27 protein-coding genes are annotated in these 14,238 nt (G+C 56.7%); 3 read left to right on the top strand and 24 right to left on the bottom strand.

Translation table 11 applies throughout. From position 1 onward, the window contains the following. Positions 1 to 3: 3 nt before the first annotated feature. Positions 4 to 1,029 carry a DNA-binding protein gene (locus GTP27_RS10035; protein ID WP_161039041.1) on the bottom strand — a complete coding sequence of 342 codons (1,026 nt, stop codon included), beginning with the start codon at positions 1,027 to 1,029 and terminating at the stop codon, positions 4 to 6. A 192-nt stretch (positions 1,030 to 1,221) separates the two neighbouring features. On the opposite strand from GTP27_RS10035, the gene GTP27_RS10030 reads away from it, so the two are divergent. From GTP27_RS10030 to GTP27_RS10020, 3 genes are all read left to right on the top strand, one after another. After that, a complete protein-coding gene (locus tag GTP27_RS10030) occupies positions 1,222 to 2,190 on the top strand; it encodes a site-specific integrase (RefSeq protein ID WP_161039040.1) in 969 nt (322 codons plus the stop codon). After that, entirely contained in the window at positions 2,177 to 2,866 is a 690-nt protein-coding gene (locus GTP27_RS10025) for a hypothetical protein (RefSeq protein ID WP_161039039.1), read from the top strand. The genes GTP27_RS10030 and GTP27_RS10025 overlap by 14 nt, the downstream gene beginning before the upstream one ends. A 788-nt stretch (positions 2,867 to 3,654) precedes the next feature. Beyond that, a complete protein-coding gene (locus GTP27_RS10020) occupies positions 3,655 to 3,987 on the top strand; it encodes a hypothetical protein (protein ID WP_161039038.1) in 333 nt (110 codons plus the stop codon). A gap of 51 nt (positions 3,988 to 4,038) precedes the next feature. Here the strand turns inward: GTP27_RS10020 and GTP27_RS10015 are convergent, their stop codons facing one another. The 23 genes from GTP27_RS10015 to GTP27_RS09905 form a co-directional block, all read right to left on the bottom strand. Then, entirely contained in the window at positions 4,039 to 4,182 is a 144-nt protein-coding gene (locus GTP27_RS10015) for a hypothetical protein (RefSeq protein ID WP_161039037.1), read from the bottom strand. Then, the gene (locus GTP27_RS10010) at positions 4,179 to 4,340 is read right to left on the bottom strand and encodes a hypothetical protein (RefSeq protein ID WP_161039036.1); all 162 of its coding nucleotides are present in this window, start codon (positions 4,338 to 4,340) and stop codon (positions 4,179 to 4,181) included. The genes GTP27_RS10015 and GTP27_RS10010 overlap by 4 nt, the downstream gene beginning before the upstream one ends. 25 nt (positions 4,341 to 4,365) lie before the next feature. After that, the gene (locus GTP27_RS10005) at positions 4,366 to 4,548 is read right to left on the bottom strand and encodes a hypothetical protein (RefSeq protein ID WP_161039035.1); all 183 of its coding nucleotides are present in this window, start codon (positions 4,546 to 4,548) and stop codon (positions 4,366 to 4,368) included. Positions 4,549 to 4,559: 11 nt separating this feature from the next. Continuing rightward, positions 4,560 to 4,793 carry a hypothetical protein gene (locus GTP27_RS10000; RefSeq protein WP_161039034.1) on the bottom strand — a complete coding sequence of 78 codons (234 nt, stop codon included), beginning with the start codon at positions 4,791 to 4,793 and terminating at the stop codon, positions 4,560 to 4,562. 2 nt (positions 4,794 to 4,795) lie between these two features. Beyond that, positions 4,796 to 4,966: a hypothetical protein gene (locus GTP27_RS09995; RefSeq protein WP_161039033.1), complete on the bottom strand. Its 171-nt coding sequence runs from the start codon at positions 4,964 to 4,966 to the stop codon at positions 4,796 to 4,798. Next, complete coding sequence (locus GTP27_RS09990) at positions 4,963 to 5,214, bottom strand: hypothetical protein (RefSeq protein ID WP_161039032.1); 252 nt, start codon at positions 5,212 to 5,214, stop codon at positions 4,963 to 4,965. Before GTP27_RS09990 ends, GTP27_RS09995 begins: the two co-directional genes overlap by 4 nt. After that, complete coding sequence (locus GTP27_RS09985; RefSeq protein WP_161039031.1) at positions 5,204 to 5,449, bottom strand: hypothetical protein; 246 nt, start codon at positions 5,447 to 5,449, stop codon at positions 5,204 to 5,206. The genes GTP27_RS09990 and GTP27_RS09985 overlap by 11 nt, the downstream gene beginning before the upstream one ends. After that, positions 5,446 to 5,937 (bottom strand): glycoside hydrolase family 24 protein, encoded by a 492-nt coding sequence (locus GTP27_RS09980; RefSeq protein WP_161039030.1) that lies wholly within the window; start codon positions 5,935 to 5,937, stop codon positions 5,446 to 5,448. Before GTP27_RS09980 ends, GTP27_RS09985 begins: the two co-directional genes overlap by 4 nt. Before the next feature lie 137 nt (positions 5,938 to 6,074). Next, a complete protein-coding gene (locus tag GTP27_RS09975; RefSeq protein ID WP_161039029.1) occupies positions 6,075 to 6,524 on the bottom strand; it encodes a hypothetical protein in 450 nt (149 codons plus the stop codon). Further along, a complete protein-coding gene (locus tag GTP27_RS09970; RefSeq protein WP_161039028.1) occupies positions 6,524 to 7,000 on the bottom strand; it encodes a hypothetical protein in 477 nt (158 codons plus the stop codon). Before GTP27_RS09970 ends, GTP27_RS09975 begins: the two co-directional genes overlap by 1 nt. Beyond that, entirely contained in the window at positions 6,997 to 7,656 is a 660-nt protein-coding gene (locus GTP27_RS09965; protein WP_161039027.1) for a hypothetical protein, read from the bottom strand. The genes GTP27_RS09970 and GTP27_RS09965 overlap by 4 nt, the downstream gene beginning before the upstream one ends. Before the next feature lie 9 nt (positions 7,657 to 7,665). Beyond that, positions 7,666 to 8,313 (bottom strand): hypothetical protein, encoded by a 648-nt coding sequence (locus GTP27_RS09960; protein WP_161039026.1) that lies wholly within the window; start codon positions 8,311 to 8,313, stop codon positions 7,666 to 7,668. Between the two features lie 2 nt (positions 8,314 to 8,315). Further along, positions 8,316 to 8,774 (bottom strand): hypothetical protein, encoded by a 459-nt coding sequence (locus GTP27_RS09955; protein ID WP_161039025.1) that lies wholly within the window; start codon positions 8,772 to 8,774, stop codon positions 8,316 to 8,318. A 9-nt stretch (positions 8,775 to 8,783) separates the two neighbouring features. Further along, positions 8,784 to 9,176, bottom strand: a complete 393-nt coding sequence (locus tag GTP27_RS09950; protein WP_161039024.1) for a hypothetical protein — start codon at positions 9,174 to 9,176, stop codon at positions 8,784 to 8,786. Positions 9,177 to 9,221: 45 nt separating this feature from the next. Next, complete coding sequence (locus GTP27_RS09945) at positions 9,222 to 10,016, bottom strand: major capsid protein P2 (RefSeq protein WP_161039023.1); 795 nt, start codon at positions 10,014 to 10,016, stop codon at positions 9,222 to 9,224. Positions 10,017 to 10,321: 305 nt separating this feature from the next. Then, positions 10,322 to 10,951 carry an ATP-binding protein gene (locus tag GTP27_RS09940; protein ID WP_161039022.1) on the bottom strand — a complete coding sequence of 210 codons (630 nt, stop codon included), beginning with the start codon at positions 10,949 to 10,951 and terminating at the stop codon, positions 10,322 to 10,324. Beyond that, entirely contained in the window at positions 10,948 to 11,460 is a 513-nt protein-coding gene (locus tag GTP27_RS09935) for a hypothetical protein (RefSeq protein ID WP_161039021.1), read from the bottom strand. Before GTP27_RS09935 ends, GTP27_RS09940 begins: the two co-directional genes overlap by 4 nt. A 331-nt stretch (positions 11,461 to 11,791) precedes the next feature. Then, complete coding sequence (locus GTP27_RS09930) at positions 11,792 to 12,025, bottom strand: hypothetical protein (RefSeq protein ID WP_161039020.1); 234 nt, start codon at positions 12,023 to 12,025, stop codon at positions 11,792 to 11,794. Beyond that, on the bottom strand, positions 12,026 to 12,229 hold the full coding sequence (locus GTP27_RS09925; protein WP_161039019.1) for a hypothetical protein: 204 nt from the start codon (positions 12,227 to 12,229) through the stop codon (positions 12,026 to 12,028). It lies immediately after the preceding gene. Next, positions 12,220 to 12,375: a hypothetical protein gene (locus tag GTP27_RS09920; RefSeq protein WP_161039018.1), complete on the bottom strand. Its 156-nt coding sequence runs from the start codon at positions 12,373 to 12,375 to the stop codon at positions 12,220 to 12,222. The genes GTP27_RS09925 and GTP27_RS09920 overlap by 10 nt, the downstream gene beginning before the upstream one ends. Continuing rightward, positions 12,359 to 12,631, bottom strand: a complete 273-nt coding sequence (locus tag GTP27_RS09915; protein ID WP_161039017.1) for a hypothetical protein — start codon at positions 12,629 to 12,631, stop codon at positions 12,359 to 12,361. The genes GTP27_RS09920 and GTP27_RS09915 overlap by 17 nt, the downstream gene beginning before the upstream one ends. Continuing rightward, positions 12,628 to 13,971 (bottom strand): rep family protein, encoded by a 1,344-nt coding sequence (locus GTP27_RS09910; RefSeq protein WP_161039016.1) that lies wholly within the window; start codon positions 13,969 to 13,971, stop codon positions 12,628 to 12,630. Before GTP27_RS09910 ends, GTP27_RS09915 begins: the two co-directional genes overlap by 4 nt. After that, entirely contained in the window at positions 13,968 to 14,228 is a 261-nt protein-coding gene (locus tag GTP27_RS09905; RefSeq protein WP_161039015.1) for a hypothetical protein, read from the bottom strand. The genes GTP27_RS09910 and GTP27_RS09905 overlap by 4 nt, the downstream gene beginning before the upstream one ends. Between the last annotated feature and the right edge of the window lie 10 nt (positions 14,229 to 14,238).

Below are 14,238 nucleotides of genomic sequence, written 5' to 3'. Positions count from 1 at the left end.
ATCTTAGCTAGTTGGCCTTTGCCCAGTTGCGAGAATTTCCTGCAACTGGGCATTCATTTTTTCCTGCATCTCGACTTGGGTGCGCGATTGGGCAAGTGCAAGCGCAAGAGTATGCACCTGTGACGACTGCTTTTCCTGTTCGCCAAGACTGCTTGCAAGCTGCCCCTGAAGCTCGGCGATGCGTGCCTCACGCTCGGCCATCTGGGCGCTCAATTGTTCGTAGGCAGATTGGATAGCATGTAGACGTTCGATTTCATCGAGCTGCCGTTTGGCGTGTTCTTCGGCTGTACGTAGTGCCTGACGTGTGTGCGTCAGCTCCGCCATGAACCGGGCGCCGTCGCGGTTCAACATCGTAATTTCATCATTCTTGCTAACCAGAGTCTGGTTAGACTGACGCAGCTCCGCTTGTAGTTGCTGGACCTGAAGCTCGTGCCGGCGCGATTCGGCCTCCCGTTGCTCTTTTGCCGCGACGCGATAGTGCTCCAAGGCGTCGCGCGCGTGCTGGTGTTTTTCCTCCAGCGAACGGCGATGGGCCTCATTTTCTGCCAGCCTCTTGGACAAGCTATTGGCTTCCTGTTCTGCCAGCTGGCGGGAGGTGGACTCCCGCGACAACGCTTCCTGTACACCGGCAAGCGCAGCTTCGTTCTGTCGATTTGCCGTCTCGATAGCGGCGATCTGCACGCCCAAACGGGCGTTCTCCGCTTCAATGGACTGCATAGCGGCCTGTTGCGCTACCGCTTTGGCTTCAATAACGTTGGTGCGCGTAGCGTACCGTTCGTCCGCTTCCTCTTGAATCCGGGCAGCAAGCCGTTCAACCAAATCAGTCAAGGCCTCGCTGAGCGAAGTGCGTTTTTGATCCCCGATGCCATCTTCCTCTTCCAGCTCGCGCAAGTACTTGTGGATCGTGGTTTTTGAGCCCGTATTACCCAGTTCGATACGTACTGCGTCAATGGATGGACGCTGGCCTTTGGCGAGCAGTGCGTCGCGGGCCTTCTGGACTTCCGATTTGTATAAGCCTGAGCGAGCCATTGTGCCCCCATGAATGAAATAATGTACTAAGGTATGTACCACATATTTACATACTATTTTAACGCACATTTGGCTGGGTATAGTTGTGAAAACTAAGATTAGATAAGCTAATCTTATCCCGCATGATGCCGAATTTGGGCGTAAAATCGGCCCAATCCAGTACGAAATGGGCAATCCGCCCAGACAACGCCCATGACGATAAATCAGGCCCCTGACGTCGAGTTTTACCTCGACGCCGCCACCCGGAAAAACACCCAGCGCAGCTATGAGGCCGCCGTGCGCCACTTCGAAGTGGATTGGGGTGGCTTTTTGCCCGCCAGTAGCGATTCGATCTCCAGGTACCTGGTCAGCTATGCCGGCTCGCTGGCCATCAGCACCTTGACGCAGCGCTTGGCGGCCCTGGCGCAATGGCACATCGAGCAGGGTTTTCCAGACCCCACTAAGGCGCCGCTGGTGCGCAAGGTGCTGCGGGGTATTCGGGCCGAGCACCCGGCGCAGGAAAAACAAGCCAAGCCGCTCCAGATCGAGCAACTGGATCAGGTCGACCGCTGGCTTGCCGATGCCATCACAGCGGCGCGCGAAGCGGGCCAGCGTGGCGAGCACCTGCGGCACACGCGCGATCGCGCGCTGGTGTTATTGGGCTTCTGGCGCGGCTTTCGCGGCGATGAATTGACCAGCCTGCAGGCCGAGCATGTTCAAGTCGCCGCCGGCGAAGGCATGAGCTGCTTCTTTCCGCGCACGAAGGGGGACCGCCAGCACAAGGGTGTCACGTTCCAGGCTCCGGCGCTGGCACGTCTATGCCCGGTGTCTGCCTATCTGGACTGGGTCTCGCTGGCGCACATCGAGAGCGGCCCCGCATTTCGCAGCATTGACCGCTGGGGGCATGTCGGGGATGATGGCCTGCATTCCAACAGCCTGATACCTTTGCTTCGCTCGATTTTTAGTAAAGCCGGCATTGACGACGCCGACGGATACAGCGGACACTCCCTGCGTCGCGGTTTTGCGAACTGGGCCGCAGCCGACGGCTGGGATACTAAATCCATGATGGAGTACGTCGGCTGGAAAAGCATTCAAAGCGCGATGCGTTACATTGACAGCAGTGACCGCTTTGCGCGCTACCGGCCGGCGCCGCCACGGCAGATTGACAATGATGAACAATAATAGTGAGTGCGCGATGGTAAATTCTACCCATGCCGAAAGATTTGGCGATTGGGATCAGTATGAGAAATTGCGGAGCGACCTGTACGGTATGTGCGCAAGGGTCCTCGCATTTCCGCAAAAAAATGAGCACGAACGCCACTTTCTCCTGGCTGCGATTCGACGAACACTTTCTCTAGAAAAAGCCTTTGTCCAGTCGGTTGAGTCTAATAACGGCCAAATGGCTATGACACTCGTTCGTTTGAACCTTGACACTTTAGCGAGGTTCTACACCCTGTATTGGGCAGAGCAGACAGAGGGAATGTCGGCAGAATCCCTTGCAAAGGATATCGCGCAGGGGAAAAGTATTAAGAACATGAAGTTTAAGAAATCGAAGGAGAACGCGACTGATCGATGGCTGATTGAGCAGATCAAACCGCTTGGAAAATGGATACCTATTGTTTATACAAAAACTTCAGGTGCTATACATTTTTCTGATTTCCATATCAGCCAACTCATCCAACAATTCAAAGCAGCAGAGAGACTGGAAGATGGTTCTGTCTTGGGCGAAATTTCTATTGGACCTGGTGAACGTGATTCGGATCCGGAGTTATATCGCGAGGTGAGGCAAGCTTTCCTTCATATTTCCATGATGCTGGCAGAAGGAATAAGGCACAGGTGTGAATTGGCTTGCTGCTGAAATCCCGTTTCTGTGTCTAGAACCACGCCACGCGCGACTGGCGATTCATTGCGCCCACACGGTCACGTTGTTTGCGCTGGAGGCCTGGCAAAAACGCCGAAAATGACGTCCTTCACTCTCAGCTCTAATCGTTTTTGAGTAGCGGCCACGCCAGTGACAAGGCGTTCGCATCAATTACATGGGTGTTCGCTATATGAGAGCATCAAAATTTGGCGAAACGTCCCTTTTTGCTGGGCAGCTAAAAAGGCCAATTCACCAAAAATTCCTGGAAATAGGCGGGGACTGAAGGCCTCTGATTCTTGATGACTAAGTCGGGGATAGGTCGAGGAAAGAGAGCTATCCATTAACGCAGTTTTCTATTATAGATCAACAGGTTAGTTCAATTTCTGCGAAAAAATTCGTAATCCCGGCCATCCCTCAAATTCTTTAGACAGAAGAGGCAGGCAGAATCTTCAAAGGCAAAGGTTTAGACACAGGGTAAAATTGCAGGCCAAGAGGTGATAGGGTTAGATTGTCTAAACATTTGCCTTTAGGCGCTGGGAGGGTCTAAAATTTTAAAACGTATGGCGCAAGGCCATATTTAGCCATAGCATCCGATTTGACATAATGTAAATTATACGAAGTTCGGCCTAGTGATTGAAAAAAGTCACACATTGTCACACAGCAAGAAAAGTAGCTCTCCTTTACGTTTTAAACCTTCGATAGCCGGACCATAATTGTCCGGCTATTTTTTTGTTCAGGACGATTGAATGAGGTATCCAAATCTTAGGTATGGCAATCCTACCGAAATGGCCTACTACGCGGCCGGCATCCCGATCCCCAAACTGGCCCGCCGACTGCGGCGGGATGAACGCACCGTAAAAGACTGGCTGGCAGGAAAAAAACGCGTCCCATGGTGGGTTCCGGAAGTGTTGCGTTTACAGCATAAGGAAGTTCAGGACATGAACCGGCACATATCGTACGCGTCTGATAGCTACAAACAATTTAATCGGCCACCGCTAGCCACCGTTACCGAGCTGGGCCAGCTACAGCGCCACCAGCTGAACAACAAAAAGCCGCAGTCCATGACAGAGCTGCGGCTTGATGATTTTGACCAGGTGCGGCTGGTCATCGGCGCTTGAAGCGGCCGTTCTTGGCGCGGGCCGGCTTCTTCGCCGGTTTGCGTTTCTTGGTCATACAGTTCCTTTCTTGATGGTTTCTAACAGCTGCTCGATCTGGGTCTGCATGCGGGTAATCCGCCTTTCGAGCAGCACGATGTAGCCAAACGCTGGCAGCACCAGCACGTTAGCCAGCTGCGCCAGCGCTTCCCACGTCATGCCTGTGCTGCGCCTTTCTCAGTCACGGCGGCGGCAACGGTGCCGGCGACGAACGACAGAGAGTCGAACACTGGCGCGTAGTGCGGCGCCAGAGTCTTCAGTGCTTGGAACAGGATGCCGAAGCCGGCCCAGGTGGAGGGTTCTTTCAGTCGTTGCATGTACTTCCTTTCAGTGGTTAAAAAATCAGTTGTTGCTACCGGCGCCCAGCCATTTGCTGATGCCGTCCATGATGCCGCCGCCGACACCGCCGCCGGCCGCGCGCGCGCCCTCGGTGATGACGCCAATGACCTGGCTCTTGATGTAATCGGTCAGGAAGATGCTGCCGATTGCGAAAAACATGTACATCCGAATCTCTTTTGCGTCCATGGCCCGCTTCCTTAAAAAATAGCGCCGTCGTAAATGCTTCCGGGGTCGTAGTCAGCCGGCCGCTGTTTCAATTCCTTGTTGTACAGAGGGATCACAGAATCGATGTTCTGGCCCTCGCCGAAGATCGCGTCGTTGGTGCCCTTCACGATGTTGTCCAGCGCATCAGTCGCCGACTTCTTCACGTACCAAAGTACTCCCAGTATGGCCAGGGCAATGCCGCCCATAATCAGTAGGTCATCTTTCATTTCTAGTCCCAAGTACTGGGATCGTGGATCCCAAAGTCATACGGCAGCTGATAGGCGTCTGCTTTCGCTTTCGCCAGTTGGGCCTTTGCGGCGGCCGTAGCCTTTCCCGCCCTGGTCAGCAAGACCACGGCGAGGCCCACGGCCGCAAAAACAATCAGCTTCTTCTCCTTCATTGCACAGCGCTCCCAGGGTAATAGTCCACCGTTCCGGTCAGCCCGTAAGCCGTCAGGCTCGACTGGGTCCGATTGGGACCACCGACAGCCGCGATATCCGCCGCATACAGGCGCGTCCACTGATCAGCACCCCAGTTCGTTGGGTCATTCATCTTGGCCGATTGTGACTGCTGTACCTGGGCGAGCTGGCGGCTACGATTCAGCGCCATCAGCGCTATACCAGCCCAAAAAATAGTTTCAACTCGCATACATACCTCCCGGCGAATACACCAGATCGCCCTGCTTGTAATACTGGCCATCAGGAGTGATCACCGTACCGTCGCTGTAGTAGACATATCCGTTATCACGCATGATCTCGGACACCCAAGGCTGCGAACTGCTGCTGGTGCTGGCACTGGTGCCGGCTTTCTTAGCGAACAGCTTGGGGATCAGGAAAACACCCGCACCCAGCATCGCCAACATGATCAGGTCATCTTTTTTCATGCAATGGCCTCCGTGATCTGGGCGCCAGCACTGACCAGTACCGATTCAGCACGGGCATACGTCAGCGTTGGCTGGCCGTAAGGCGAACCAGGCAGTGATGCCCATTCCTTGTTGCACTTGTCGATAGCAGAGCGGAACCGGCCGGCCAGCACGTCGGCCAGCGCGCCGCGGCGCTTGATCAGGCCCACGGCAGCGATATCCTGGCATTCAGGCCCGAAGTTCGACAGGTCGTACTTGTTGCGCATTTCGTCCCAGGTGCCGGACAGGAACTGATAGGCGCCGGCTGCCGAACTGGTGATGCCGTTGCGGCGGTTCAGCTGGCGCGGGTGGTCGGTGTAGCTCACGAACAGGCCACCGCCAAACATGGTGCGGTAGCCATTCGGGCCAGTCGTCCCCTCCCCCACGCGGATCAGCGCCAGAAAGGCTTGTACTTGCGGGTCATCCACCGCATCGGTCACCGAAGTGACAAGGTTTGTAACAGTGCTCAATGCATCTCCTAAAATGGTTGGTTCTGGCGGGTTGTCTTGGCTATCCGCTGCTGCCTGGTCATCCTGCTGGTTGCTGTACCACCAGTAAGCGGCAGCACCGATAGCCAGGGCAGCGGCGGCGAATTGCACCGGCCGCATCAGCACGTCCGGTAAGAGGTCAGCAACGTGCTTTTCGCTGTTTCCGTCAAATTGCTTTGAATAGTGATCACGCACGAACTCTTGAACGGAATATCTTGCTTCACGTGTATAGAGCCGGTTTGATAGCTACCGATGACGATGAAGCCATTACCAAACGAGGCCGGCATACCGAAGCCGGCACTGATCAGCATGACGCCGTCAATGACGACCTGAATCGACAGGATTCGCGCCGTCCCATCGTCACTGGTGAGGCCAAGAAAATCGATAACACCCGGGCCTGCGATATTCAGGATCTGCTGCGAGACACCACCCGTTAGCGCCCCCGATTGGATTTGCTTCATCATGCAAAGGCCGGTCTTGTCGACACCCTGCACGCCAGTTCCGATAGTCAGCGTTTTGGCCGCCCCCATCACAGGGTTCGGCTTGACTGCATTGATTCCGTTACTCATTAGACCGTCCGATAAGCGTATTGCGCATAGAAAGGGTTTGCCTCGGTAAGGCTAGATGCCAGCTTCAAGACGCACGATGAATTGAAAGCAATGGCATCTAGCGATACAGACGGAATACCAGAGGACCAGACCGAATGCGTCCCGATAAGGCACGCAACACCGGCCGCGCTCAATGCCCCAGACGTCGAATCGAATACCGTCACGCCATCAATTACCAGCTGAATGCGCAGGGTGCGCGCAGTAGCGTTGTAGTTGACCACGCTCAGAAATTCCATGACACCAGGGCCGACGACGTTAAGCACCGTCGTCAGGACGCCAGCCGTCAGCGCACCGCTTCCAACCTGCGGCAGCCCTGTAACCGGCGCGCCATTTGGCGGCGCCATCAAAGTCCAGCCGCTCGTTGAATAACCGTTGACGATAGCCTTAGGCGGTAGTTGTGCCGGATAGACGACAGCAGGATTAGCAGCGCCGCTCACAGTTTCAGTCCTTGGATAGTGACGTTGGTGCCGGCCGTGTCGCTGGTGGCATACCAGGCAGCGCCGGCCGCTTCTTCTTCGATCCAGACCCCACCAGGCGGGATTACGACGGCAGCATTAGCCAGCGTCACAGTCGGGCCACCGATAGCAAGATTAGCCGTAGCATGGGTATTGCGAATGCGCAGGCAGCGCTGGGTAGCATCCGACACCAGCGCTTGCGCCGCGCCCGTATTGATCGTGACGGCCGCAAAGGTAGTGATCGTGTTCAGCGCCTGTTTCTGCACTGCCATAGCCTGCGCGTTGGAAATGGCGGTTGCCGTCAGCGTCACCAGGTTGCTGGTGTTGTTGTCGACAAATTCGCCCTCGCCCACCATCACCAGCCCGGTGATCACTTCCAGCCCTTTGTAGTTGCTGACGAACCAGCGTTCAGGTGACTTGTCATCGTGCGGCAGTCGTAGCGCTTGCCCAGGCATCAGGATCACAGTGTTGCCGTTGGAACTGGCGCGCACCTTGATTGCCTGGTTGCCTGCGGCGCCCTGCACATTGTTGGTCACGTTGGGCGTGGTGCCGCTCAGGTAGTAGAGATATCGCCCTTGTGCGGCGACTTCCTGCGTTGCCGTCAGGCCGATATTGATGTCGTAATACTGCAAGCCCATGCTGGCCCCTTACTTGATTTTAGAAAATAGAACAGCGCCTACCACCACCAGACCGACGATCACCAGAATGTGCTGTGGGTCTTGCGCGTTGAGCGGCTTGGCCGCGATCGCGGTCACCTGTCCAATAGCATCCCGCGACGATGCAACAATCTGATCAATCGACTGGCGGGTTTGCGCGGCGGCCGTATCGGAGATGTGTTCAGCAAACGCAATGTTTGCGTTCAGCAGATCAAGCCCTTGATCGACAAATACGCGACTTACGTCTACCGTCTTCGAAGCCAGCGCCTGATTGCTGTTGATGCCAGCAATGGCAATATCACGCCCTGCACTGATGCCGCCAAAATCGCTTACGGTATTGAAGACATTGTGGCTATCGCTGCTGATATCGGTAGACGACGAGTTGCCGCTGTTCGACGTGAATACAGACGAGTTATCAGCAGACACGCCGAGACCGTGATCAATCACCGTGCGACGGTCTTGGGTCAGCGTGTTGGTATCGTTGACCGTGCTGTTGCTGCTGGTATTGGTCGATGTATTGACAGCCGTGTTGTGGCTATCGACGGACGACGACGTGTTACTTTCGTTGATCGACGTGGTGGAAGTACTCGACGACGAACTAGACGAATCACCACCACTTAAGAAACTCAATAAGCCCATGTTTACAGCTTCCAGATAAGTAATGCGGCTGCAGCCAGAACAATCAGCCCCGTACTGCTGTTACCAGCAACACCAGCTGGCGTTACTGCACCACTGCCAAACGTAAAAGGCGAAGCCGGCGAGACACCGCCGGTAGCGTTCGACTGAATTGGCGACATACCGCCATTGCCGCCGCTCTTTCCGCCGCCGGTGGCATTCGATTTGCCCGTCGATACCGCCCAGTTCGAACCGTCCAGATACGACTGCGAATAGGCGCCACCATAGGCGCCACCCGTCGCACCGCCTGTTGCACCGCTGCCCATGCTGTTCGGACTGCCCGACGTGTCGGCATAGCCGCCCATCGCGTAGCCGTCAGCCTTTTGTGGGCCAGATGGCGTAGTGGTTGGTCCACTATTGCTACCTAGCCCCTTAAGGATGCTGCTGCCGGCATTGATCAGCCCGGCAATGGTCATTGGGTCCATCAGCGCCCCTTACTTGCGGAGCAGCAGCAGAGCGCCGCCAATCAGCAGAATCAGCATCGTCGGGTTGCCACTAGCCTGTGCCGTCACCGTAGCGCGGGTGCCGACTGGTCGACCTTGCGTGAACACGCCGCCCTGAGTGGCTTCATACCGCTGGTAGTCCAGAAATTGATTGTTTCGCTTATTCTGGCTCCAGATGCCGATGCCATCACGCAGAAGGCCAATCACGTCCTTGGTGCTGTACTGGCCCAGCGTGCCGCCCGCCGCGTCCCATGGCTGATTGTTCGGCTGGGCAGCCGTCGGCACGTTGTAGGTGCCGTCATTGGTTGGCCCAACATCATAGGTTTCCGGCACAAAGCCGTAAGCCGCCAGGTCAAGCTGGTCGGTGTATTGAGTTTCGTCCATCTCTTCCCCTCTTGAGAGGCAGGGCAGCCGAAGCTGCCCATGCCATTACATGTTGCCCAGCACGTCCAGCGTTTCCAGCACGCAGGTCAAAGTGTCGGTTGCGGAGAAGGTCGGGTTGAACTCCAGGGACACCATATCGGCCGTTTTGATGGCGTTGGCGTAGTTGTTGTCCGCGCACGGATCATAGGTATACAGGTTGGCCTGCGCGGTCTTTTGATAATCCGCCTGCCAGAAGGTATTCACGGCGGTCGGGATATTGTCATGGATGACGATGCCGTTTTTCTTTACCTCCAGCTGGGTCAGATTGCCAGTGTGCGCCAGGTGAACACGCTTGATGATTGCGCCACGGTTTGCCAGATCGATCAGCTTGACAGGGAACTTGCCCGCGCCGCTGTTCGAACTGGTGAACAGAATTTGCTTGGCGATGATGCCCAGTGGTGCAGGCGGGCCCAGCTCGGCGTAACTGTCCAGCGTCGGAGCAGTGGCGCCCGAGATCGTAACTTCCAGCGTCAGCGACGACACGCCTTGAGCGGTGTTGTAGTTGCCCAGGTATTGTTCGGCCATCACTTTTGCACGCGGCTCAGTGAAGTCGATCACAAGGTAGCCGGCTGCCGACGACATACCACGATAGCTATTTTGCAGATCGAGACGCGAACCGATGTTTTCCCAGACGGTTTTGCCGTTGAGCTTGACTTTGATGTTGGTAATCATCGACTTCGTGAAGCTGGTGCCACCCAGTGCCAGGATGATTTTGTTGTAGCTCATGCCGATAGGCAGGGAAACGGAAGCCATACCGGTGGCGGCCACGTTATTGAAAGGTAGGTTTTTAATCAGGAGCATGGGAGCTTTCTTATTCGTTGAAGGATGGGATCAGAGCGCGGCGGCTTAGATATCCGACAGATAAGGAATGTTCATGCTCTTGGCCATCGGGCGAACGATGACGGCAGTAACCAGCGTGAAAGCCACGAAGGTCAGGTACGATTTGACGTAGGTATTCATGTTTTGCGACTCCGAAAAGTAAAAAAGGTGAGTTCTCTGTTGCGAGAACTCACCTTAATTTTTCCGGCCGCACTGTGCACCTCACGTGTCAATGTGTATGTGATCATGGACACATACCGTTTTCGCCACCTGGTCCGAAAATATATTTATCCCCGCGTAATTTGCCCCGTCTGGTTGTTGCGTTCTATCCACATGTAGCCGCTCAAACCGGACACATCAGCCTGTTTCACGCCGAGACTGCGCGCGACCGTTTTCGCATCCTCAGGATAGGACAGGCGGCGGGTGTGGATCGTGCTGGCATTGCCCAGAAAATCCTTATCCATGCTGGCCGGCCGCTGAGACATACCCCAGATTTCAATGCCGTAGCCCCGCCCCATCATCACCAGCTTCCCCCAGCCGTCGACGGAATGCGTGGCCTTAGTCACGGTGTGCAGTTCATCGACCACGAACAGCAGCTGCTTGGCGGCCAGCGCGATCTGGCATACGGCGCCGAACTGGGCCTCGTCTGCCTGGCGCCGAAGGGACGGCCGAAAGACGATATGGAACGATCCACGTGGGCCAGCTGCACGCACAACGTCCAGTACTTCGGCCGCGCTAGTGCAGACCACGGAACCCGGCCACCAGCCGGCATAGTTGTCGATCGTTTCCTTGGGTGACCAGACGATCGTGCGGCGCCGCTTCTTTTTCATGATCCGCGACTTGGCGTGGGTGGTCTTTCCGCCGCCACTCGATCCCATGACGGCGTGAATCTCGGCGATCTGGTTGTTGCCGATCATGAGTACAGCGCCATCTGAGGATGCACGGCCACGGCTGGCGACTGGTTCGGGTCTTGTGCCGGTGGTGCTGGTGGTGCCGACGCGGCGGTGTCATTGGCTGCCGTCTTCGGTGCCGGCGCAGCCACGGCCGGCGAATGCTTGGCAGCGCGATCAGCCCGCATCTTCTCGCCCACGATGGTAGCGGAGCGGTACAGCAGCGGCCCGACGACAATGGCGGCAGTCAGTTCGGGCGGCATGGCAGTGATGCTGATGTTGTATTTGATCATCAGCGGCGCGATGGCTGCGGCGCTGGCCTGGCGCGCATGCTCAGTCCAGATGGCGGCAGTATCCGGGGCATAAGCTGCCAAAAGGCCAGCGAAGGTATTCACCAGATCGACGGCCTGTTCGTCTGCACCAGGGACAACCGGCGCGGGTGGTTCGGGTTCCTGCCCCGGCTGCGGAGGCAGACCGGCAGCAGCATGTTCATCAGCGGCGGCAACGACGCCCGCCAGTTGGTCAAGCTCGTTCATGTGATGGCTTTCAGGTTAGCCCCAGACGGTAGCGGGCGGTTTTGGTTGGGGAGGTGCTGGCACGTCCTTAGCAGGTGCTGGGACGTGTTGGGGAGGTGCAGGAACCGGCTTTGCTGGCACGTGCTGGGACGTGCTAGCAGGTGTTGGCACGTCCTGAGGCGTAGCTATTGGTGTCATGCGTTTCAGCACGTCCCGGTAGTAGTCGTTTCCGTCGTTTTTGGCGTAGCCTGGGAGGCCACATTCATAGCACGGAAACGACAAAGCCCCAGTCGCATCGTTCTTGCGTACTGGGACTTTCGTTTTACAGTTTTGGCACTCAACATGCCCGATTTTAAACTTGATGGGTTTCTTCATATCGCTCCAGTTGGTCAGGTGGTACAAGAAATTCCAGCAGCGGGCCTATCTGCTGCTCCGGTGTGCTAGGCGATGGGCAATTGATCCAGATGCCACCGGCCTGACTGGGGCGATCAGAGATAACGCCGCGCCAGCCGTCGATGTACTTGTAGAAGTCATCGGCGGCCCGCACGATCACGGCCGTACCAGGTAGGCATTCGGCCGCCAGCACTTAGCGCCCCAGGAAGGTCAGGTTGGCGGTAAGCACTTCCACTTCGCCGGCTTCGTGGGTCGTGGTTTCGTCCAGGTTGACGTGACATACCTGATTAGGGTCATCATCGCGGCCCACTACCTTGACCACTACACCGGCACGGCCGACGCTCTCCTGGTCATCGTCCGCAGCGCGGGCGATCTGTACTTGGTCGTTTACTTGCATTTACAGCACTCCTTCTGTTGGGTTTTGACCTGGTCAACTTCTGTGCGCAGCCGGTCGAATTCCGCGCCCATTTCCTGCAATGCCGCCTTGGCTGCGGCCGGCATCATGTACATGCCGGCGACCAGCGCCTTAACTTTCTCTTCCATCTATTTCGCCTCCGTACGCAAGATATAAATTCAAAGCAGCCAGACCTAGATTCGTGGGGTACAACGTCGATGGGGTGAAACGTGTCCATGCGATCATTCCCATTTCCTGTAGGTCTCTGATAATTTCCGTCATCATTTTGGGCTGAGTTCCCCAGCGGCTATTGGTGCTTTTCAGATTCGATATCTGCTGTGCATGGGCACGTGAGATGCTCAGTTCTACGAAATCCGCTGATGCAGCGCTAACGATCTTCTTCATGCCATCCTCTTTTCCTGATCCACAAACATAAAGCCGCGCCCCTTTGCAGCAAAGGCTGGGTCGGCGGCGCCGCGGGACCACATCTTAACTTTCACCAACCCGCGCCGATTGGGTGGGATCGTCCGGGCCCACGCAAAATAGGCGTCGATGTCAGCCTTCGCGGTTTCCGGATCACCGCAATACTCAGCAACGAACCCGAGGAAATTACCGAACAAGCCGCGCTTCCGGAGAATCGATATTTCCTCACTGGTGAGCTTTGCGACCGACACTTCGTCGGGCAGCTGGTCATCGGCCATATCTTCGTCCGCGATATCCTCCAGTCCGAGCAGCAGCTTTTTCAACCCTTTGGACCATGACAGCATCCGCTTTCCTTGGAAGGCTGCCACGTACTCACGGAACTTCTGGCCGGCGACAATATCGCCCGCCATCGACATCATCAGCAGCTGGAACGGATGTAGCCCTTTCAGGCCACCGCCAGTCTTTGCCGCGTGCCTGGTGATCTCGTTCGACAAGCCCCACTTCTGGTCCTTACCAAACTTCGAAATGTATTCTGCGGCGTACTGGCCGCCGCGTACGTCTAAGCCATGTGCTAGCACGTCGGACATTTCGCTCTGGTCGCACAGGCCAACTTTGCGCAGGGCCAGATACCATGCCTCTTTCAGTTCGTCGATCAGGCGCGACATTAGGCGGCCGCCCTGCTCTTCCCGTGTGTCACCGAAGGCGTCAGGCGTGGCGAATATCAGCTCATGGGTATGTGGGTGCCACCCGCTGCGCTCCCCCAATGTGACCTCAAGACTGCAGATATAGCCGGTGCGGGCACCCTTGCCATCGCGCCAGCGGCGAGAGTTCCGGAACAGGGTACGGGCTTTTCCCTCCTTCTGCAGCAGATCGGCCAGCGGCATATCCAGCTCATGCGGGAATGTGCGGGTCATGAGGAACACATAGCCGCCGTTGGCGATATGGGCCTTCATGGCCTGCTCGACTTCACCCTGCCGCGTAACGCAGATGCGGGAGCTGCACACTGGGCATGCCCACACGTTCTTGCATGTGATGATCCCCGACATGCGCGCCGATTCTCCATCGCGGCGGCGCAGCAGATCGATGGTATCGGAGGCGTTTGGCACACCACCATGGCACCAGCACGTAGGGTGCTGCTCCGCGGCTTGCTTCTCACGGTCGAACAGAAGCGAACTGGATTCACGCAGCAGGTCATATTTCAGGCTCTTGGCCTTGTGGATACCGGACAGCGGAATTCCGGCTTGCTGTGCCCCGTACAGCGATTTACCACTACTACCAAGGATATTAGAGGCCGGTTGTGCGGTGTGGCTGGCGGCGATCATGCGCGGCCCTCCACGCAGCGCAGGGCCAGCATGGTCAGCTGGGCCGACATGCGCACCAGCTGCGTGGACAGCAGCTGGGTGGCCTGATAGTCGATCACCACGCCACCGGCCCGCAGAACGTCGAACTCACGGCTCAGGGACTGCTCGGCCCGCAGCAGCAGGTCGGCCGCGTAGCCCATTTCCTGAATGATCACTTCGGTGGGGGAATACGCCCTGCACAGCTCGGGCGGTAGGGATAGGACGAGATCTGCGGTCATAGCACCCCTC

Origin of the sequence: Duganella qianjiadongensis (assembly GCF_009857915.1) — a bacterium.
GTDB lineage: Bacteria > Pseudomonadota > Gammaproteobacteria > Burkholderiales > Burkholderiaceae_D > Rugamonas > Rugamonas qianjiadongensis.
Note: the sequence above shows the minus strand (reverse complement) of the source record. Positions and strands in the feature narration are given on the sequence as shown.